Below are 18,414 nucleotides of genomic sequence, written 5' to 3'. Positions count from 1 at the left end.
TTTACGGCATCTGCGCCGGCCGCTTGGTCGATCTGCTCGACTACCTAGACGGAGGCCAGCAGTGACGCTGCAAGCTGATTTCTGGCAGCTGGTCGGCCTGCTTGTCTCGTTCTTCACCTTCTGTGCCGGTGGCGCTGCGCTCATCCTGCGCTTGATCGGCAAGAACCTGGACGAGCGATTCGCCAACCAGGAGAAGACACGCGCTGAGGCTCAGGTGCAACTCGCCTCCCGGCTCGACGGCATCGAGCAGGTCAACCGCGACGAGACCATCCAGTGGCAGCGCGTGGAGCGCGAATTTCTGAAGTTTCAGGCCGACCTGCCGCTGCGCTACGTCATGCGGGACGACTACATCCGTGGGCAGACCGTGATCGAGGCCAAGCTCGACGGCCTGGCGGGGCGAATCGAAAACGCGCAGCTGCGCTCAATGCTGGGAGGGACTCAATGAACATCGACTCCGCCAAGGTGCGGCGCGAAGGCCTGCGCTGGCTCATCCTGCTGGCGCTCAACAACGCGCGCCCGATCGGCGCGCACGAGAGCGTCGTGCTGTCGGCCGCAAGCGCCATCTATCCAGACGCCACACCCCTGGAGCTGCGCCGCGAGATCGACTACCTGGCTGATCGCGACCTGGTCAAGATCCGCAAGGACCCGAGCGGGCCGTGGTTCGCCGACCTCACGCGCTTCGGCACCGACGTTGCCGAGTACACGATCGACTGCGAGCCTGGCATCGGCCGCCCGGCGAAGTACTGGTAAGTCATGGGCCGCAAGAGCACCATCCACCGCCTGGCGCCGGAGACCAAGTCATACATTGAGGCCATGCTCGCCACCGGCGCGCAGACCCTGGATGAACTGATCGCCGATCTGCAGGAGCGCTTCCCGGCCGAGGCCAGGGCAGGCGGCTTGCCGAGCCGCTCGGCGCTGCATCGCTACGGCTCGAAGCTGGACCGGCGGCTGGCCGCCATCAAGGCGAGCACGGAAGCCGCGCGCATGATCAGCGAACATGCCGGCGACAGCCAGGACGCGCGCAGCGAGGCGCTAACGGCCTTGGTGCAGACCGAACTGTTCGAGGCGATCCTCAACCTGCAGGAGGCTGATGATCCCGACCATGACGCTGGCGAGCGTGTCGGCATGCTCAGCGCCGCAGCGAAGAACATCGCCACGCTGACTCGCAGCAGCGTGAACCTCAAGAAGTTCCAGGCCGAGGTCGCCGAGGCCGCTCGAAAGAAGGCGTTCGCGGAGGCCGCCCAGCAGGCCGCCGAGACCGCCAAGCAGCAGGGGCTGTCCAAGACCGGCGTAGAAGCGCTGCGGGCCGCCATCCTGGGGGCGCTGTGACCCAGCTCGACGTGCAGCGCACCCAGACTGCGCAGGCCGCGGCGATCCTGATGGCCTATCAGGTCAAGTGGATCTCCGACACCTCGCCCGTCAAGATCATCGAGAAGTCGCGCCGCATCGGATTGAGCTACGCAGAGGCGGCCGACAACGTGCTCTATGCCGCCAGCACGGAGGGCGCGAACGTCTACTACATCTCCTACAACAAGGAGATGACCCAGGGGTTCATCCAGGACTGCGCCACCTGGGCGCGTGCTTTCAATGCCGCGGCAAGCCAGATCGAGGAGTCGGTGCTGGAGGTCGAGGACAAGCAGATCCTGACCTACACGATCAAGTTCGACAGCGGTCACCAGATCCAGGCCTTCACCAGCAACCCGCGGAACCTTCGCTCAAAGGGGCGACCTGGCGAGCGGCTGGTGATCGATGAAGCGGGCTTCGTGGACGACATCCAGGGGCTGCTCAAGGCCGCCATGGCCATGACGATGTGGGGCGGGCAGATCCGCATCATCAGCACGCACAACGGCGACGACAACCCGTTCAACGAGCTGGTGAACGACGTGCGCGCCGGGAAGTTCGACTACAGCCTGCACCGCGTCACATTGGACGATGCGCTGCACGACGGTCTCTACCGGAAGATCTGCGCGGTCACCGGCCAAGAGTGGTCGCCCGAGCGGGAGGCCGAGTGGCGCCGCGCCATGATCAAGCGCTACAAGCCGAACGAGGATGAGGAACTGTTCTGCATCCCCGCACAGGGCGGTGGTGCCTGGCTCACGCGCACCCAGATCGAGGCGTGCATGCGTCCTGCGCCGGTGCTGCGCTTCAACGGCACACGTGAGTTCAACAACTCCAGTCCGGAGCTGCGCGCGCGGCTCATGGCCGACTGGATCAAGGACGAATTGCTGCCGCTGCTCAAGTTCAATCCCGAGCTGCGGCATGCGCTCGGCATGGACTTCGCGCGCACCGGTGACCTCTCGGTCATCGCACCCGCCGAGATCGCGAGCAACCTGCATGTCCGCATTCCGTTCCTGGTCGAACTGAAGAACGTCCCCTACAACCAGCAGCTGCAGGTGCTGTACGCGATCGCCGATGTGTTGCCCCGCCTGTCCGGCATGGTGATCGACAGCCGCGGCAACGGCAGCTACATCGGCGAGGCCGCATTCGACAAATACGGCTCGGTGGTCGAGCGTCTGATGGCGACCGAGGCCTGGTACCGCGATCACATGCCGCCGTACAAAGCCGCCTTCGAGGACGGGACCATCACCATTCCCGAGCACGACGACCTGCTACAGGACCATCGCGCCATCAAGTTGGTGCGCGGTGTTGCCCGCCTGCCGGAAGGCAAGACATCCGGCGATCGCCACGGCGACGGCGCGATGGCCTGCGTCTACGCCCACGCGGCAACGCAGCTCGACATCACCCCGATCGAATTCACCAGCAGCGGCCCGCGCGAGAGCGTCAGCGACGCACAGGACTTCCTCTATGGCTAAACGCACCCGTCCCACCCGCAACACCATGACGGCGCCAGCGCTTGCTGCGCCCGAGTTCGATACCGAGTTCGCCAACAGGCTGCAGGATCCCTTCGAGATCGCCTACATGGGCGTGCTGCGGACCAACGACCCGCTGCTGCTCGAACGCGGACAGGGCAACGTCCAGCTCTACCGCGAGCTGAAGCGAGACGGCAAGGTCTTCGACGGTCTGCAAAAGCGCCAGCTCGCGCTCGTCGGCAAACCTTGGCAGGTCGAGCCTGTCGACGCCACCGCCCCCAATGCCACCAAGGACGCCGAGACGCTGACCTCGATCCTGAAGGAATCGGCCTTCGACCGCGTGTGTTCCGAGCTGCTCGAAGCGCTACTGGCCGGCTATGCCGTGGCCGAGATCGTCTGGACGATTCGCAACGGCATGGTGGTGCCGAAGCGGATCGTCAAGCGTGCGCAGCGCCGCTTCGTTTACGTCCAGGAAGACGAGAACGAGCCGCCGCGGCTGCGCATGCTCAAGCGCGACAACATGCTCACCGGCGTCCCGGTGCCTGACCGCAAGTTCATCGTCCACCGCGTGAACCCCGAGGACGACAACCCCTATGGCACCGGTCTGGGTCTGCAGCTCTACTGGCCGGTGTTCTTCAAGCGCAAGGGCATCGTGGCCTGGAACAAGCTGTGCGACCGCTTCGGCTCGCCCACGCTGCACGGCAAATACCCGCGCACCGCTGGCCCGAAAGAGAAAGGCACGCTCGCCGATGCTTTGCGCGCCTTCAACAGCGACGGCTTCGTGATGACGCCCGAGGGTATGGAGATCGCCCTGCTGGAATCCAAACTCAACGGCAACGTCACCACGCAGCAGGCACTGTGCGAATACATGGACGACTGGATCGGTGCCGTGCTCACCGGCCAAGAATCGCGCTCGAAGGGCGGCGGCGCGGTGGCTGCGGCCAGCAAGGAACGCGAGGACGTGCGCGAAGACCTCACACAGGCCGACAGCGACCTCCTGAGCGAGACGGTCAACGAAACGCTGCTCGCCTGGATCTGCGACTACAACGGCTTGCAGCGCTGCCAGGTCTATCGCAAGGTCAAGGACGACGATGACCGCAAGGCCGAGAGCGAAGTAGACAAGAACGTGACGGAGATGGGCTTCGAGCTGTCCGTCGACGCCGTGCGCGCGAAGTACGGCGAGGGCTGGGAGAAGAAGGCAGCTGCACCGGTGCCGCCGCCGCAAGGTCTGCCGCGGCTCGCTGGCAGCGGCACGCCTGCAGCTGCTGCGAACGACGAGGGCCAAGCCACGTCGGCCGCCAACTTCGCCGAGCCCAGCGGCTGGGCCGATCGCATTGCGCGCATCCTCGGCGATGGCGGCGACCTGGTGCTGCGCGACTGGATGGAACGCATACGCGCCATGGTCGATGGCGTCGACGGGCCGGACCAACTGCGCGATCGACTGCTCGCCGCCTACGGTGATCTGCCTGGCGCCGAGCTGGTGGAGCTGATGGCCCTGGCATTCGCCGCGGCCGAGCTGGCCGGCATGGATGCTGTCGCCACTGAAACTACGTTGCAGCCCGAGGGAGCCACCTGATGGCGGACTCTCTCTCGGTCGCGCTCAAGGCGGCGCGCCAGCGCTTCCAGGAGCAGATCGACTTCTTCCGCGCAAAGTTGGCACTGCCCACCGAACGCTGGGACGACATCTGGCAGCGGGCGCACGATCGCGCATTCATCGTGGCCGGCGCACAGAAGGCCGATCTGCTCTCCGATCTCTTCCAGGCCGTAGACAAGGCGGTGGGCGGCGACAGCATCGGGCAGTTCCGGCGCGACTTCGCCCAGGCCGTGGCGCGCTCGGGCTGGACTGGATGGACCGGCGAAGGCACGAAGGCCGGCGAAGCCTGGCGCACCCGCACGATCTACAGCGCCAACGTCAGCACGAGCTACTCGGCCGGACGACGCGCCCAGCTCCTGCAGCCAGGCCTGCTCGCGGTGCGCCGGTTCTGGTGCTACCTGCATGCCGATGGCGTCCTGCACCCACGGCCGATGCACCTGGCCTGGAACGGGTTGACGTTGCCCTACGACCATCCGTTCTGGCTGACCCACTTTGGCCCCAACGGCTGGGGTTGCCAGTGCCGCATCGTGGCCAAGCGTGCGCCTGCAGACGGCGACCCGACAGAGCCGCCGGACGGCTGGGACGAGATCGACCCCAAGACCGGCGCGCCGGTAGGCATCGACCGCGGCTGGGCGTATGCACCTGGTGCGGACTCCGACACGTCGCTGCAGCAGATGGTGCAGGACAAGCTCATCACCTATCCGCCCGCGATCGCACGCGCGCTGTCGCAGGATCTCGCCGCACCGAGGACACAGCCATGATCGAGTCGTCGGTCAACGCGCAGGGCGTGCTCTCGATCCTGGGCGGCGTGATGCAGCGCATGGACAACATGCAGCCCGCGCTCGCCGAGATCGGCGAGGACATGACCGAGAGCATGAAGCAGCACTTCGCCGATGCGAAGTCGCCGGACGGCACGCCCTGGGCGCGCAACTCCGACGTCACCGTGGCGATGTACCTCGGACTGTTCAAGAACAGCCACAAGAAGGACGGCACGTTGAGCAAGCGCGGCGCAGCGCGTGCCGCATCGAAGAAGCCCGGCACGGGCGAGACGAAGGCGTTGCAGACGACGATCAACTACCAGCTCGAAGGACAGGACACGGTCTCGATCGGCAGCCCCATGATCTACGGCGCGATGTTCAACTACGGCGGCACGCGTGAAGCCTTCCCGCACCTGTGGGGCGACATCCCCGCGCGCGAGTTCGCTGGCTTCTCGGATGCCGATCGCGCGAACATCGTGGACATCGTCGGGACCTACATCGTTGGGGCGTAACCGCGATGCCGCACCAAGCCCTCAAATGCGGCCCTCAGGCGCGTTTCGCGGGGTCGGGTGGCTTCGGATGTAGCTCGACCTCGATTGAGGCCCGCCGTAAAGCCTTCTAAACGTTTTACAGAGGAAGGCGGTATCGAGATGCCGACCGCACTTTCGATGTTCGGCGCTTGACCTGGTCGAAACGGCCACCAGACCCCCAGATAAGTTTTGACCTCGGTGCATAGATTCGCTCTCGGGTAATCCCGAGACTGCGGGGCATGCCCAAAACCGCACCCACCGTAGCACTGCCCGAAGGCGTCGAGATCTTCCGCGCCGGTCGCCACACCGACGACAGCGGAACCACGCACGAATTCAGCGAGGCCGACGTGCAGCGCATGGCCGCGGTCTATGACCCGGCAAAACGCGAAGCCCCGCTGACCGTGGGCCACCCCGAACACAACCTTCCGGCCTATGGCTGGGTGAAGGGTCTGCGCGCGGAGTCCGGTCGCCTGCTGATGGACACGCATCAGGTCGAGCCGCAGTTCGCGGAGATGGTGCGCGCCGGCCGTTTCAAGAAGCGCAGCGCGAGCTTCTATCCGCCGGGCCACCCCAACAACCCCGTGTCTGGTGCCTGGTACTTGCGCCACGTTGCCAACCTCGGCGCGCAGCCGCCCGCGATCGCCGGCCTGGCAGACATCCAGTTTTCCGAGGGCGAGGCCGCTGGGCTCGTCCAGTTTTCCGAAGCCACTCCCTCAACCAACCAACCCTCCCAGGAGCAAGACGACATGAGCAAGGAATTGCAGGACAAGCTCGACGCGGTCCAACGCGAACGCGACGAACTGAAGACCGCACGCGAAAAGGCCGAGCGCGAGCGCGACGAAGCGAAGACCCAGGTCACCAGCTTTGCCGAGCAGCAGAAGAAGGACCGCCATGCGACTTATGTGTCGTTCGCGGAAACCCAGATCAAGGCCGGCAAGCTGCTGCCGAAAGACAAGGACATGGCTGTGGCCACCCAGGCCGCCCTGGCCGACGCCGAGGCGGTGTCGTTCTCCGAAGGCGACACCACCCGCAAGGTCGCGCCGCTGCAGTGGCTGCAAAGCCTGATCGCCGACGCCAAGCCGGTGGTGAGCTTCGGCGAGTTCGCACCTGGTGGTGGCGGTGAAGGCGCGGAAGCCGGCGGCGCCAAGGGCAAGTCCGACGCCGAGATCGACAAGGCCGCCCAGGCCTACATGCGCGAGAAGAAGGTCAGCTACTCCGAGGCGGTGTCGCACGTCACCTCGTTCACGAGCTGAGCCAGCCAGCCACCCACCAGCCGCACCCGTTCATCAACACCGTTAGGAACCAATTGCCATGATGACCCTTGCCGAGATACGTCTCAAGCAGAACCCGATCCTGTCCAGCCTGCTGCTCGGCATGGGTCAGGGAACCTATGTCGCCGAGAAGCTCTTTCCGCGCCTGCCCCAGGCGCTGAACGGCATCACGCTGGCCCAGCTCGGCGACGAGCGCTTCCGTCGCTACAACCTGCGCCGTGCACCGGGCACGCCGACCAAGCGCGTCGAGATCAAGTACGAAGGCAAGACCTACACGGTCGAGCAGTACTCGGTCGAGGTGCCGATGCCACGCGAGCTGCTGCGCGAAGCCGACCAGAGCCGCAAGCTCAACGTGGGCAACTACCTCGATATCTCGAAGATCGCCATGTCGACGGCCAATGACATCCTGGGCCTCGATTACGAGCTGGAAGTCGCCGGCCTGGCCACCGACCCTGCCAGCTATGCGGCCGGCCACGTGCAGGCTCTGGCCGCCGGAACGAAGTGGACCGCAACGTCGGGCACGGCCGTCACCGACATCCTGGCGGCGTCGAACATCGTCCGCAAGAAGATCGGCAAGCGCCCGAACACGCTGAACCTGTCGGCCGACTCGGAGCTGGCCCTCACTACGAACGCCGAGGTGAAGAGCTACCTTCCCGCCACGCAGATGGGGCCTGCGACGCTCGAACAGCTCAAGGTGATCCTGAAGGTCGAGAACATCGTGGTCGGCGATGCTGTCTGGAAGGATGGCAACGACGTGGGCCAGGACGTCTGGGGCAACAACGCGATCCTGGCCTACGTGCCGAAGATCGGCGGCAACGGCACGTCCGAGGTCAGCCTGGCCGAACCCGGCTTCGGTTTCACCAACGTGCTCGAAGGCCATCCGTTCTCGGAGACCCCGTACTACGAGAGCGGCCTCAAGAGCTGGGTCTACGGCGCCACCTACGAGCGCCGCGCGAACGTCGCCTACAACACCGCCGGCTTCCTCTTCCAGAACCCGAAATAACTCCCCGCCCGCGAAGCGTCGCCCCTCGGGCGGCGGCCAGCACTGGCTGTGCCGCCGCCCGAGGTTGAGCAGGGAACCACCTATCCATCGAGAAGGAAAGAGCATGAGCAAGATCGCACTGGTCAACGTCGCGTTGATCGTCAACGGCGAGCGCCGCAACTTCAAACCCGGTGAGCAGCTGCCGGAGTTGCCCGAGCACGACGAGGAAGCGCTGATCGCTTCCAAGTCGATCAAGGACAGAACAGCCGAAAGCAACGCGGCCCGGGCCAGCGCATCCGAGCAGCGCAAGGGCGACGAGGAGTTCCAGGAGGCGCGTTTGCGTGTCCAGGCCGAGGCCGACTCCCGCAAAGCCGTCGACGTATCCGATGCGGCCGCCGGTACCGGTGCGGGCGGCAGCGCCAACACGGGCGACATCGGAGCCTTGGGCACGGCCATCCACGGCGATGGCACCGACACCGCTCTGTCGCCGGTGAGCCAGGCGCCGCGCAGCTCCGCCGGCACGGCCGCGGCGAAGACCACGCCCGCGGTCAAGAACGCCGCCAAGCCCGGCAAGCGGTAACGCCGTTTCACCCGTCGTAACGAACGCCACTCCACTTCAACCAACACCAGGAGCCCATCCTCATGGCATCGCAGAACAACACGGGCCGGCAGTTCAGCAAGCTGTCCGCCATCACCATCGTGGCCACGGCCGCAGTGTCGGCAGCGCGCTTCGCCGCCTATGACGGTGGCCATGCCACCAGCGCCGGTGGCGTCAAGGACTCGCAGGGCATCACCGAGCACGCCGCCGATGTCGGCCAGGCCTTCAGCGCCATCACGACCTACAGCGGCCTGATCGAGGCCAATGAAGCCTTCGCATTCGGCGCCTACCTGAAGCCGGCGGCCGATGGCTCCGGCAAGGCAGCGGTCGGTACGGCCGACGACCACTGCGGCCGCGCGCTGGGCGCAGCCGCGGCCGCCGGCCAGCTGGTCGAGTGCCAGGTCGTCAAGCACCAGCACCCGGCCGCCTGATCGCTGCAGCAACATCGTCATGAGCTACGCCACCGTCGCCGACATGGTCTCCCGCTTCGGAGAGACCGAGCTGATCCAGCTCACCGACCCGGACAACGTCGCCGTCAACGCGGCGCTGGTCGAGGTCAAGCTCGGCGATGCGAAGGCCGTGATTGATGGCTGGATCGGCCGCGTGTACCGCCTGCCGCTGCGCGGATGCATCGAGCCCTCGGCGACACCTGACGGGCCTTCGGTGCTCGCCATGCCGCCGCAGCTCGTGCGGCTGGCCTGCGACATCGCGCGCTTCTACCTGTTCTCCGAGGTTGCCCCGGAGAACGTCGTCTACCTGCGCCACAAGGCAGCGCTCAAGGAGCTGGAGGCGATCGCTGACGGGAGCGCCGTGCTGGCGTGCCCGCTGGGTGGTTCGGCAGGCGACCTGGTCGGCGCGGATGCCCAGGAGGGGCTGGAGGTGTACTTCAGCTACTCGCCGCGCCAGATCACCGACGACAGCACGCGGGACTTCAAATGAACGTCGCGCCGGAAAACGACTACCTGGCCGTCGAAGCGCACCTGGTCGCGCGGCTGAAAGAAAAGCTCGCGGGCATGTCGCCTGCCGTGCACGTGCTCACGGCCGCGGATCTCGCGGACGTGGCCGAGGCCAACCAGCCCGTGCCGGCTGTGCATGTCATCTACCGCAATTTCCGCGTGCTGGAGTCTCGATCCGATGGCCGCCTGGCAAAGCTCGATCACACCTGGTTGGCGGTGACCGCCACGCGCAACGTCGGAGGCAATCGCTCCGGCGCTGCAGCCAGGCGCGATGCCAGCCAGCTGATGGCCAAGGTCGGCGCTGCGTTGATGGGCTTCCGCGCTCCGCTCACCTCGTCGCCGATGCGCCTCACCCCCGGCCCTGGCCCTGGCTACAAGGCCGGCTATCAGTACCTGCCCTTGGCCTTCCTGGTCGAGACCCACTTTCACGCAACCACTACCCCCTGAGGAGTTCCCATGGCATTGATCAAAGAAATCTACAAGCCGATGTCCAACGTCGGCCAGGTCTACGCGGGGGTCTACGGCACCGCCGGCCCGCTGGCCCCGATCGGCAACGTGCTGGACGTCACGGTCACGCACGATGAAGAAGTCAAGAAGCAGCAGGACTTCACCCGCCTCGGCGGCGGCACACACGCCCAGGTGCGTCGGGTCAACTCGGCCAACGTGGCGATCAACATGGCCGACCTAAACCTGGTCAACTTCGCTCGCGCAGTGCTCGGCACCGCTGGCGAGATCGAAGGCGCCGATGTCGTGGACGAACAGCACAAGGCCTTCAAGGGTGGCCTGATCCGCCTGAAGCATCTCGATCCCTCTGCGGTCGTGTTCAAGAAGGCAGCGGCCACGATCCCGGCCGCGGGCAACTACGAAGTGCGCAAGGAAGGCATCTACATCCTGCCCGGCACCACGCTGACCGACGCCGATGACGTGCTGATCAGCTACACGGGCAAAACGACCGCCACGATCGAAGCGCTCACCGTGGCCAACCCCGAACTGGTGATCACCTTCGGCGGCTTGAACGAGGCCGACTCGGGCAAGCCCGTGGTGGTCGATCTGTACCGAGTCGGACAGGGCGTGGCCAAGACCTTGGCCCTACTCAGCGGCAACTTCATGGGCCTCGCTGTCGAGGGCGAGCTGCTCATGGACCCGACCAAGGCCGGCGAAGGCATCAGCCGTTACTACCGCGTCCAGTTCACCTGATAGCCGTTTGTCTCCCGCGGCTTCGGCCGCGTTCGCCCCACTCGTTTGGTGAAACGCTGGACTGGTGGGGCTTTTTTTCTTCAAGACCACTCGCATGGACAACATCGTCGACGTCAAGGTCCGGGCCGCAACCGAAGGCAAGGACGACGTCCAGGACCTCACCCAGACCGTCGTCAAGCTCGGCGACTCGCTCGGCGGCGAGTTCAAGGCCAAGGCCGACGCGGCCGCGGCTGCGATCGAAGCGCTCGGCGCGAAGCGGGACGCTGTCGTCGCTGTTCGCGAGCTGACGAATTCGTCCGGTGCGCTGGCCATTGAACTGGCCGAGGCCGAGCACCAGGTCGAACAACTCGCCCAGGCGCTGCCTGCGGCGGCCGCCGAGGCCAACCGCCTGGCCGCCGCCGAACAGGCCGCCCGCGAAGCTGCTCAGTCCACCCAGCGAGATCTCGATGCGCAACGCCAGGCGCTGGCCCAGCTCGGCGAGCAGTTCACCGGCGCAGCCAGGCGCTCGGGCGAATACCGCGAATCCAGCACCCAGCTCCAGAGCACCGTCCGCGAACTGCGCCGCGACCTGGAAGCGAAGCAACAGGCCGTCAAGGAGTCGGCCACCCAAGCGGCCGCTGCAGCCCAGGCGGAGACCGCACTCGCCAAGCAATTCACGGCCGCCGGCACCGCCGCCATCTCCATGCGTGCCGCCGTCCAGGAGAACACCAGCGCGCTCGCAGCCGGTCGCACCGTGCTGCAGGGCTTGGGCATCCAGACCGACCAGCTCACGGCCGCCGAGCGCAACCTCGACGCCGCCCTCGGCCAGGTCCGCGAGGAGGTCGCCCAGCTCGTGCCCGCCTACCAGCGTGCGGGCCAGCAGGCCGTCGCATCGGCCCAGGCGCAGCGCCAGGCCAGCACCTCTGCCGCTGAGGGCGTGCGCTCGATCGGCGACCAGCTGCAGCGCATCCAGCAGATCGCCACGATCGCGGTGGGCGGCGGCTTTGTGAGCGGCCTGGCCAAGGACGCGCTGGCCACGGCCGATGCCTTCAACAACCTACAGGCGCGCATCAAGCTGGTGACGGGCGAAGGGCCGGTTTTCGCCAAGTCGTTCGCCGAGGTCACCGAGGTGGCGCTGCGCACTCACAGCGCGCTGGATCAGACCGGCATGCTGTTCGGTCGAATTGCCGAGGCGGGCAAGAGCGCAGGCCAGTCGACAGAGGTGGCGATCGCGTCCTCGCTGCGCCTCACCGAGACGATCAACCAGGCGGTGCAGCTGTCCGGCGCCAGCCAGGAATCCAGCAACGCGGCGATCACGCAGCTGATCCAGGGCCTGCAGTCGGGCGTGCTGCGTGGCGACGAATTCAACTCCGTCATGGAGCAGGCGCCGCGCCTGGCCAAGGCGCTGGCAGACGGCCTGGGCGTCACCACGGGCGAGCTGCGCAAGATGGCCGAGGCCGGTGCGCTCACCGCGGAGACCGTCACGCGATCGCTGCGCAGCCAGTCGGAGGTGATCAAGTCAGAGTTCGCCAGCCTGCCGCCGACCGTGGGCCGTGCCGTCGAGAACCTGCGCACGAAGTGGGCGCTGTACCTCGGCGACCTGGACAAGACCAAGGGCATCACGGCGACCGTCGCAGGAGCGATCAACGGCCTGGCCAACAACCTCGAAGCCGTCGTCAAGGTCGCCACCGTCGCCGGCACGATCTGGGCCGGCTATGCGGTATCGCAGGGGCTTGCCTCGGCCGCGGCGAAGCAATCGGCGATCGCGGTGGCACAGCAAGCCGCGGCAAGCACTCAGGCCGCCGTGGCGACCCAGGCGCACGGCCGCGCCGCGACCCTTGCGGCGGCCGAGGTCACCCGGTATGGCGCAGCCTCGGCCGGCGCGGCCGCGGCCACCCAGGCCGGAACTGCTGCAGCTGCTGCCGGCGGCGGTGGCTTTCGCGCGCTCGCCGGTGGCGTGCTCGGCGCAGCGTCCAGGCTGACGATCTGGACCACGGTGGCATATGGCGCCTGGACAGTCCTCCAGTCCGTGGGAACCGCCCTCGGAGAAGGTGCCGCGAAGTGGATGGGCTACGGCGACGCCATCAAGAAGTCGGAGGAGCAGGCCAAGCTGCAGGAGGAAGCGCAGCGCGCCCGTTCTGCCTTGATGCTCGACCAGGCCGACAAGCTGCGGGCGATCCAAGAAGCCCAGTTCGGCCTGAGCAAAGAAGCGTCGGTGACCGCGGCCAAATTCGACCAGCTGCGCAAGGACGGTGACAGCGCCGCCGAGGCGATCGGCAAGATCGGCAAGGACTTCGACCTCCAGACGGTGAAGGGCATCGCCGATGCCGGCGCTGTGTTGGACCGGCTGGTTTCGCAGGGGAAGATCAGCGCGGGTGAGTTCCAGGCCGCCTGGGCGGAAGCGCTCAAGGGCCAGGACCTCGGTGTGTTCGAGACCAATGCGCGGGCCGCATTTTCGGGCTCGGCACGCGAGGCAGAGCGGCTCGCCGCCATGCTCGATGCCGGCGTCCGCGAAGCGATCAAGCGCACCGGCCTCGACTTCAACACCATTTCCGGTGGCATGAGCGCAGCTTCTCGCAGCGCGATCAACGACACGGACGCGATCATCCGATCGCTCGAACGTCTCAAGAAACAAGGCGTCGACGTTGGCCTGGCCCTCCGCGCTGGCATTACCAAGAGCATCGACACGGCCGACTCGCAGAAGGCGATCGATGCGGTGCGCGCGCAGATCGAGAGCGTTCGCGCCCAGCTAGGCAACAAGGTTGCGGACGGCTTCCTCGACCAAGCAAAGGTGAAGGCCGAAGAACTGAAGCTCACGCTGGAGGGCGTGGTGCCAGGCATCCAGAGCACAGCAGAGGCATTCAAGTTATTCGGGCTTCAAACCGAGGAGCAGCTGCAGCGTGTGGCGAAGTCCACCCAAGAAGCGTATGAACAACTGAAGGCCAGCGGCTTGGCAACAGCTGATGACCTGCGCGTCGCCTTCGAGAAGACGGCCGATGCTGCGACCAAGGCAAATAAGGGCATCGCCCCTTCCTGGACGAACACAGAGCGCGAGATCCTTCGCGCGCGGCAGCGCGCTGCTGGCACGGGCTCTGGCTCCTCCGGTGGTGGCTCCAACAACGATCGTCGTGGCGATGGCCCCGGCAATGGCGGCCCTGACAGGCAGCCGATGGCCGAAGACATCGGCCTCGACCCTCGCCAGGACCGCCGCGGTCAGAGAGCCGGTGTCATCGGCCCGAGCCAGGATGTGAAGTCAGACCTTGGTAACACACGTGAGGAGCGGCTCGCTGGTCAAGGCGCTACAGACAACCGCCTGATGTTCGAGCTCAAGGACAAGCTCGACGCCGGCACTCTCTCAGCGGATGACGTGGGCAGCTTGCGCGCTGTCGTGGCGGCACTCAAGCAAAACAACATCGTCAACGGCGACGTGTCGCGTCGCAACCCCGGCGCCATCTCGCTCGCAGGCGCCGCGGACGATCGCGCCTGGCAGAACCGCATGCGGCTTTTTCAGGACGCGATCGACCGCTTCACCGGTGGCAAAGAGGCTATCAACTCGCCTTCGCGCACTGTGGAAATGAAGCTCGACCTCGGAGGCCAGCGCAGCTCTTTCAACACCGACGAGGCAGGTGCGCGCAACGCCGAGCGCCTTTTCCGCAGGATCGCTGATGCCCGCAAGGACACGGGGAGGTATTGATGGCCATCACCCTTTCTCTGGCCGGCACGAAGCTGGATCTGCCCAACGACCTGATCTGGACCAACGAGCTGACCTGGTCGCCGATCTCGCAGCGCGCGGGCTACTCGATCGAGGGCGCGCTGATCGTGGATCGCTTCAAGCGCCTGAGCGGGCGGCCCATCACGCTCGTGGGCAACGAGAAGCGCTCATGGACGCGGCGCAGCGTGCTGCAGTCGCTTCAGGCCTGGGCCGCACTGGAGAACGACCCGGTGTTCTCTCTCAACCTGCGCGGCACCGTCTACCAGGTCATCTTCGACCTTGGCCAGGAAGGCACGAACGCCGTGGTCGGCGAGCCGGTGTTTCCCTTTGACGAGCTGCAACCCGAAGACCCTTACTGCAGCGTCGAGCTGCGCTTCCTGGAGTATTGAATGACGATTTTTGCCGACGACATCAAGTACGTGGCCTCCGCGGTCATGGACGATGTGCCCGAAGGCGGCGGCCCGCCCACCTCGCACATCATCCCTGACGGCCTCACCAATTCGATCTTCCAGGACGTCTCGGAGAAAGATCGGGCGTTCGGTGCTTTCGACGCCCGCAAGCTCTTCGTCCACGTCCAGACGCCGAACACCGACACCTACATGGGTGGTCACCTGATTGTGTCGAAGGGGCCGGACGACTCCAACGTGTCGATCGTTCTCGCGGCCGCGAGCAGCTTCTTCGACCGTCGCAGCGACATCAAGAACCGCGTGGAGCAATACCTCGCACCGGGCCCCGAGTTCAACGGTTTCCTGTTCGGCAACCACTACAACGGCCAGCGCTCCGTCCAGTTGTTCCAGCGGCCCACCGTGGGCGGCCCCAACGTGGGCAGCACCCTAATGCTGCGCCAGGTCAACGGCTCGCAGGTGACCGAGCAATACGTACGCCTGACCGACGTTGCACTGGCCGTGCGGACCTTCAGCTATTCGGTCAGCGCCAGCGTGGTGGACTACACGGCCCAGGTCGCTACCGCGGGCATCAGCGACCCGCTGCGCACCGATTTCACGGGGTCGCCCGCTAACCGTCTCTTCGAGCGCTCGGGCAGCGGCGCGGCGGTCTATGAAACGGTCGTCGCCGATGCGGCGAAGTACTACAGCGTGGCCGACCTGGTCGAACCCGTGACGCAGGGCGACCTCAAGTGCAAGGTCAAGAGCATCTACAAGCAGCTCGTGCCGAGCGCACAGACCGAGATCCCGGTCATCGACACCAGCGCCGCGGGCCAGTCCACGGCGCTCGTGACTTCGGCCACCGGCACCGTGACGCTGTCCACGCAACTGCCGTTCACACCCAACACCTCGATCTTTCTGGGCAACCCAGCAACGCCTGGCACGCTGTCGATTCCCGTATCGGGCGGCACCATCTCCGACGCGGCCGGCGCGCTGGTGATCGGCGGCTCCAAGATCGGCACGATCGACTATGCGCGCGGCCTGCTCACCTGGGCGAGCGACAGCCCCGGCTACGTGGGCGCCAAGAACATCGTCTACAAGCCGGCCGCCGCGCCGCTGCAACTGGCCGACTCGGCCTCCATCGCAGTCGGCCCCGAGAACCGGGCCAACAACTACACCATGACGGTGGTGCCGCCGCCGGCACCGGGCACCGCGCGCGTGAGCTACATGGCCAACGGCACCTGGTACGAGCTGCGTGACAACGGCGCCGGGCAGTTGCGCGGCGCGGACTCCAGCTATGGCGTGGGCAGCGTGGACTACAGCACCGGCACGATCCTGGTCTCGTTCAACGTGCTGCCCGATGCGGGCTCCGACGTGGTGTTCCAGTGGGGCGGCAAGTCGAATTTCACGAACCGCTCGGGCGGCACGCCGGCCGCGACGATCGCCGTGCAGCTGGCCAAGGGCGGGATCTCGCCCAACTCGCTGAGCATCAACTGGAACGACGGCCAGGCACGCAGCGTCAGCGACAACGGCCGGGGCGTGCTCACCGGCGCCATGACGGGCACGGTGGACTACAACGCTGGTATCGCCACGCTGGCCCCGGTCACGTTGCCCGATGCGGCGCAGTCGTATGCGGCCGCCTTCGACCGCGGCGAGCCGAGCACCGAGACCCTGGCCAAAGTGCCACGCAACATCACCGGCACCGTGGACATCGCGCTGGCCGCGGGCAACATCCGCCCCGGCACCTTCGACATGTCCTGGCCGGTGATCATCATTGGCCCGAACAACTTCGACGGCGCGCTCTATCCCGGGTCCACGGCCATCCAGCAGCTGGGCGTCTCCAACAAGACGGTGCGCGACAACGGCAGCGGCGCCCTGGTCGATGCTTCGGGCGTCAACTTCGGCACGATCAACTACGCGACCGGCGCCGTTCACTTCCTCCCCGACTTCGCGCAGACCATCCCGCAGCCGACCTTCCTGGCCTGGGCGGCCGGCACAGCGCCCAAGACGGGCGGCGGCTACGAGCCCACCTTCCGCGTCGGCTTCTCGGGCGTCAGCTCGATCCTGGCCAACAGCACGATGCCCGTGGACAACACGGTCAATATCAAATACCGGGTCACCGGTGCATCCACCGGCGCCACCGACACGCCCAGCGCCAGCACCCTGACGCTGGACCTGACGGCCAACTACGCCGAGCGCGTGGTGCCGGGCAGCGTGCGCTTCACACTCGGCGGCAAGACCTACGTGGACCGCTCGGGCCTGCTGTACGTCGACATCGATCCCGCCACCGGCGCCGGCACCGCGGCGGGCCGCATCGACTACGCCACGGGCATCTGCACGATCACGCTCTGGACGGCCGGCGCCTCGGCCGTCGCGCAGATCCAGTCGCTGCTGGTGCTGGTCACCAACATTGCCGGCGTCGACGCGGTGACATTCCGCACGCCGGTCGCACCGCTTCGCCCCGGCTCGCTGCAGATCCTGGCCACGCGCCTGGACGGGACCACACTGAACGTGCGGGCGTCGAATGCCGGCGTCATCACCGGCACCAACGTGTCCGGCACGGTCAACTACGAGACCGGCGTGGTGCGGCTGCGCTTCGGCGCCTGGGTGACGGCGGCCGGCAATGAGAACGCCGCCTGGTACAACCCCGAGGCGGTGCGCGACGACGGGAAGATCTTCAAGCCTGCCGCCGTGTGGCCGGACACGATCCGCTACAGCGCCGTCGCGTACACCTACCTGCCGCTCGATGCCAACCTGCTGGGCATCGACCCGGTGCGCCTGCCGCAGGATGGCCTGGTGCCGATCTTCCGCAAGGGTGATGGCATCGTCATCGGGAACAAGGGCGTTACGCCCGCTGCAACCGTCCAGGCTGGCCAGACGATCAACTGCGGCCGCGTGCGCCTGTCCCGCGTGCGCGTCGTCGGCGCAGATGGCAAGACGATCGCCAAGGGCTACACGACCCAGCTCAACGCCGGCACCGTGACGTTCACCGACGTGACGGACTACGTGCAGCCGGTCACGATCGAACACCGCATCGAAGACCTGATCGTCCTGAGCGATGTAGGCATCGACGGGACGCTGAGTTTCGTGAGCCATGCCTCGCACGACTACCCGGCCGGCGCTCCCAGCTCCTCCTACGTCAGCAGCGCGCTCATGTTCGATGACCTCAAGGCGCGCGTGTCCACGCTGTTCGCGCAGTCCACCTGGACCAACGAGTGGAGCGACTCGCTGCTCGGCAACGCGCCGGACGGTCGATACAACGACACGCTGTATCCGCTCATCGTGACCAACCTGGGTGCCGTCACCGAACGCTGGCGCATCCAGTTCATCACGACGTCGACCTACAACCTGTTCGGCGAGCACCTCGGCCTGGTCGTCGCGGGCCAGTCGATCAACGTGGACTGCTCGCCGATCAACCCGGCGACCGGTGTGCCCTACGTGGTCATCCGCGCCGCCGGCTTCGGCCAGGGCGGCTTCATTGCGCAGAACGTGGTGCGCTTCAACACAGTAGGCGCCCTGGTGCCGGCATGGCTGTTCCGCTCGGTGCAGATGGGGCCAGAGACCGTGGTCGATGACCGGTGGGAACTGCTCGTGCGCGGCGACGTCGACCGGCCGTAACCCAGACAGACCAAGACTTTTCAAGG

General features: G+C 66.4%; 17 protein-coding genes. All 17 read left to right on the top strand.

Annotated features, from left to right (window positions below; all coding sequences use genetic code 11):
• Positions 1 to 61: 61 nt before the first annotated feature.
• The 17 genes from H7F35_RS05685 to H7F35_RS05605 all read left to right on the top strand — a co-directional run bounded on the left by H7F35_RS05685 (position 62) and on the right by H7F35_RS05605 (position 18,388).
• Positions 62 to 445, top strand: a complete 384-nt coding sequence (locus tag H7F35_RS05685) for a hypothetical protein (protein WP_187111975.1) — start codon at positions 62 to 64, stop codon at positions 443 to 445.
• The gene (locus H7F35_RS05680) at positions 442 to 750 is read left to right on the top strand and encodes a hypothetical protein (protein ID WP_187111974.1); all 309 of its coding nucleotides are present in this window, start codon (positions 442 to 444) and stop codon (positions 748 to 750) included. Before H7F35_RS05685 ends, H7F35_RS05680 begins: the two co-directional genes overlap by 4 nt.
• A 3-nt stretch (positions 751 to 753) precedes the next feature.
• On the top strand, positions 754 to 1,329 hold the full coding sequence (locus H7F35_RS05675; RefSeq protein WP_187111973.1) for a phage protein Gp27 family protein: 576 nt from the start codon (positions 754 to 756) through the stop codon (positions 1,327 to 1,329).
• The gene (locus H7F35_RS05670) at positions 1,326 to 2,813 is read left to right on the top strand and encodes a terminase large subunit domain-containing protein (protein ID WP_261803535.1); all 1,488 of its coding nucleotides are present in this window, start codon (positions 1,326 to 1,328) and stop codon (positions 2,811 to 2,813) included. The genes H7F35_RS05675 and H7F35_RS05670 overlap by 4 nt, the downstream gene beginning before the upstream one ends.
• Entirely contained in the window at positions 2,806 to 4,386 is a 1,581-nt protein-coding gene (locus H7F35_RS05665) for a DUF935 domain-containing protein (RefSeq protein WP_187111972.1), read from the top strand. The genes H7F35_RS05670 and H7F35_RS05665 overlap by 8 nt, the downstream gene beginning before the upstream one ends.
• Positions 4,386 to 5,165 carry a phage minor head protein gene (locus H7F35_RS05660; RefSeq protein WP_187111971.1) on the top strand — a complete coding sequence of 260 codons (780 nt, stop codon included), beginning with the start codon at positions 4,386 to 4,388 and terminating at the stop codon, positions 5,163 to 5,165. The genes H7F35_RS05665 and H7F35_RS05660 overlap by 1 nt, the downstream gene beginning before the upstream one ends.
• On the top strand, positions 5,162 to 5,674 hold the full coding sequence (locus H7F35_RS05655) for a phage virion morphogenesis protein (RefSeq protein ID WP_187111970.1): 513 nt from the start codon (positions 5,162 to 5,164) through the stop codon (positions 5,672 to 5,674). The genes H7F35_RS05660 and H7F35_RS05655 overlap by 4 nt, the downstream gene beginning before the upstream one ends.
• 257 nt (positions 5,675 to 5,931) lie before the next feature.
• Positions 5,932 to 6,945, top strand: a complete 1,014-nt coding sequence (locus tag H7F35_RS05650; protein ID WP_187111969.1) for a hypothetical protein — start codon at positions 5,932 to 5,934, stop codon at positions 6,943 to 6,945.
• Positions 6,946 to 7,003: 58 nt separating this feature from the next.
• The gene (locus H7F35_RS05645) at positions 7,004 to 7,966 is read left to right on the top strand and encodes a hypothetical protein (RefSeq protein WP_187111968.1); all 963 of its coding nucleotides are present in this window, start codon (positions 7,004 to 7,006) and stop codon (positions 7,964 to 7,966) included.
• A 103-nt stretch (positions 7,967 to 8,069) separates the two neighbouring features.
• On the top strand, positions 8,070 to 8,525 hold the full coding sequence (locus tag H7F35_RS05640; RefSeq protein ID WP_187111967.1) for a hypothetical protein: 456 nt from the start codon (positions 8,070 to 8,072) through the stop codon (positions 8,523 to 8,525).
• 62 nt (positions 8,526 to 8,587) lie between these two features.
• Entirely contained in the window at positions 8,588 to 8,974 is a 387-nt protein-coding gene (locus H7F35_RS05635; RefSeq protein ID WP_187111966.1) for a DUF2190 domain-containing protein, read from the top strand.
• A 19-nt stretch (positions 8,975 to 8,993) separates the two neighbouring features.
• Complete coding sequence (locus H7F35_RS05630; RefSeq protein ID WP_187111965.1) at positions 8,994 to 9,482, top strand: gp436 family protein; 489 nt, start codon at positions 8,994 to 8,996, stop codon at positions 9,480 to 9,482.
• The gene (locus H7F35_RS05625) at positions 9,479 to 9,946 is read left to right on the top strand and encodes a hypothetical protein (protein ID WP_187111964.1); all 468 of its coding nucleotides are present in this window, start codon (positions 9,479 to 9,481) and stop codon (positions 9,944 to 9,946) included. The genes H7F35_RS05630 and H7F35_RS05625 overlap by 4 nt, the downstream gene beginning before the upstream one ends.
• A gap of 9 nt (positions 9,947 to 9,955) precedes the next feature.
• Positions 9,956 to 10,696 carry a hypothetical protein gene (locus H7F35_RS05620; RefSeq protein ID WP_187111963.1) on the top strand — a complete coding sequence of 247 codons (741 nt, stop codon included), beginning with the start codon at positions 9,956 to 9,958 and terminating at the stop codon, positions 10,694 to 10,696.
• Between the two features lie 94 nt (positions 10,697 to 10,790).
• A complete protein-coding gene (locus tag H7F35_RS05615) occupies positions 10,791 to 14,369 on the top strand; it encodes a tape measure protein (RefSeq protein ID WP_187111962.1) in 3,579 nt (1,192 codons plus the stop codon).
• Positions 14,369 to 14,776: a hypothetical protein gene (locus tag H7F35_RS05610; protein ID WP_187111961.1), complete on the top strand. Its 408-nt coding sequence runs from the start codon at positions 14,369 to 14,371 to the stop codon at positions 14,774 to 14,776. Before H7F35_RS05615 ends, H7F35_RS05610 begins: the two co-directional genes overlap by 1 nt.
• Positions 14,777 to 18,388: a hypothetical protein gene (locus H7F35_RS05605; protein WP_187111960.1), complete on the top strand. Its 3,612-nt coding sequence runs from the start codon at positions 14,777 to 14,779 to the stop codon at positions 18,386 to 18,388.
• Positions 18,389 to 18,414 lie beyond the last annotated feature (26 nt).

Source organism: Variovorax sp. PAMC26660 (genome assembly GCF_014302995.1).
GTDB lineage: Bacteria > Pseudomonadota > Gammaproteobacteria > Burkholderiales > Burkholderiaceae_C > Variovorax.
Note: the sequence above shows the minus strand (reverse complement) of the source record. Positions and strands in the feature narration are given on the sequence as shown.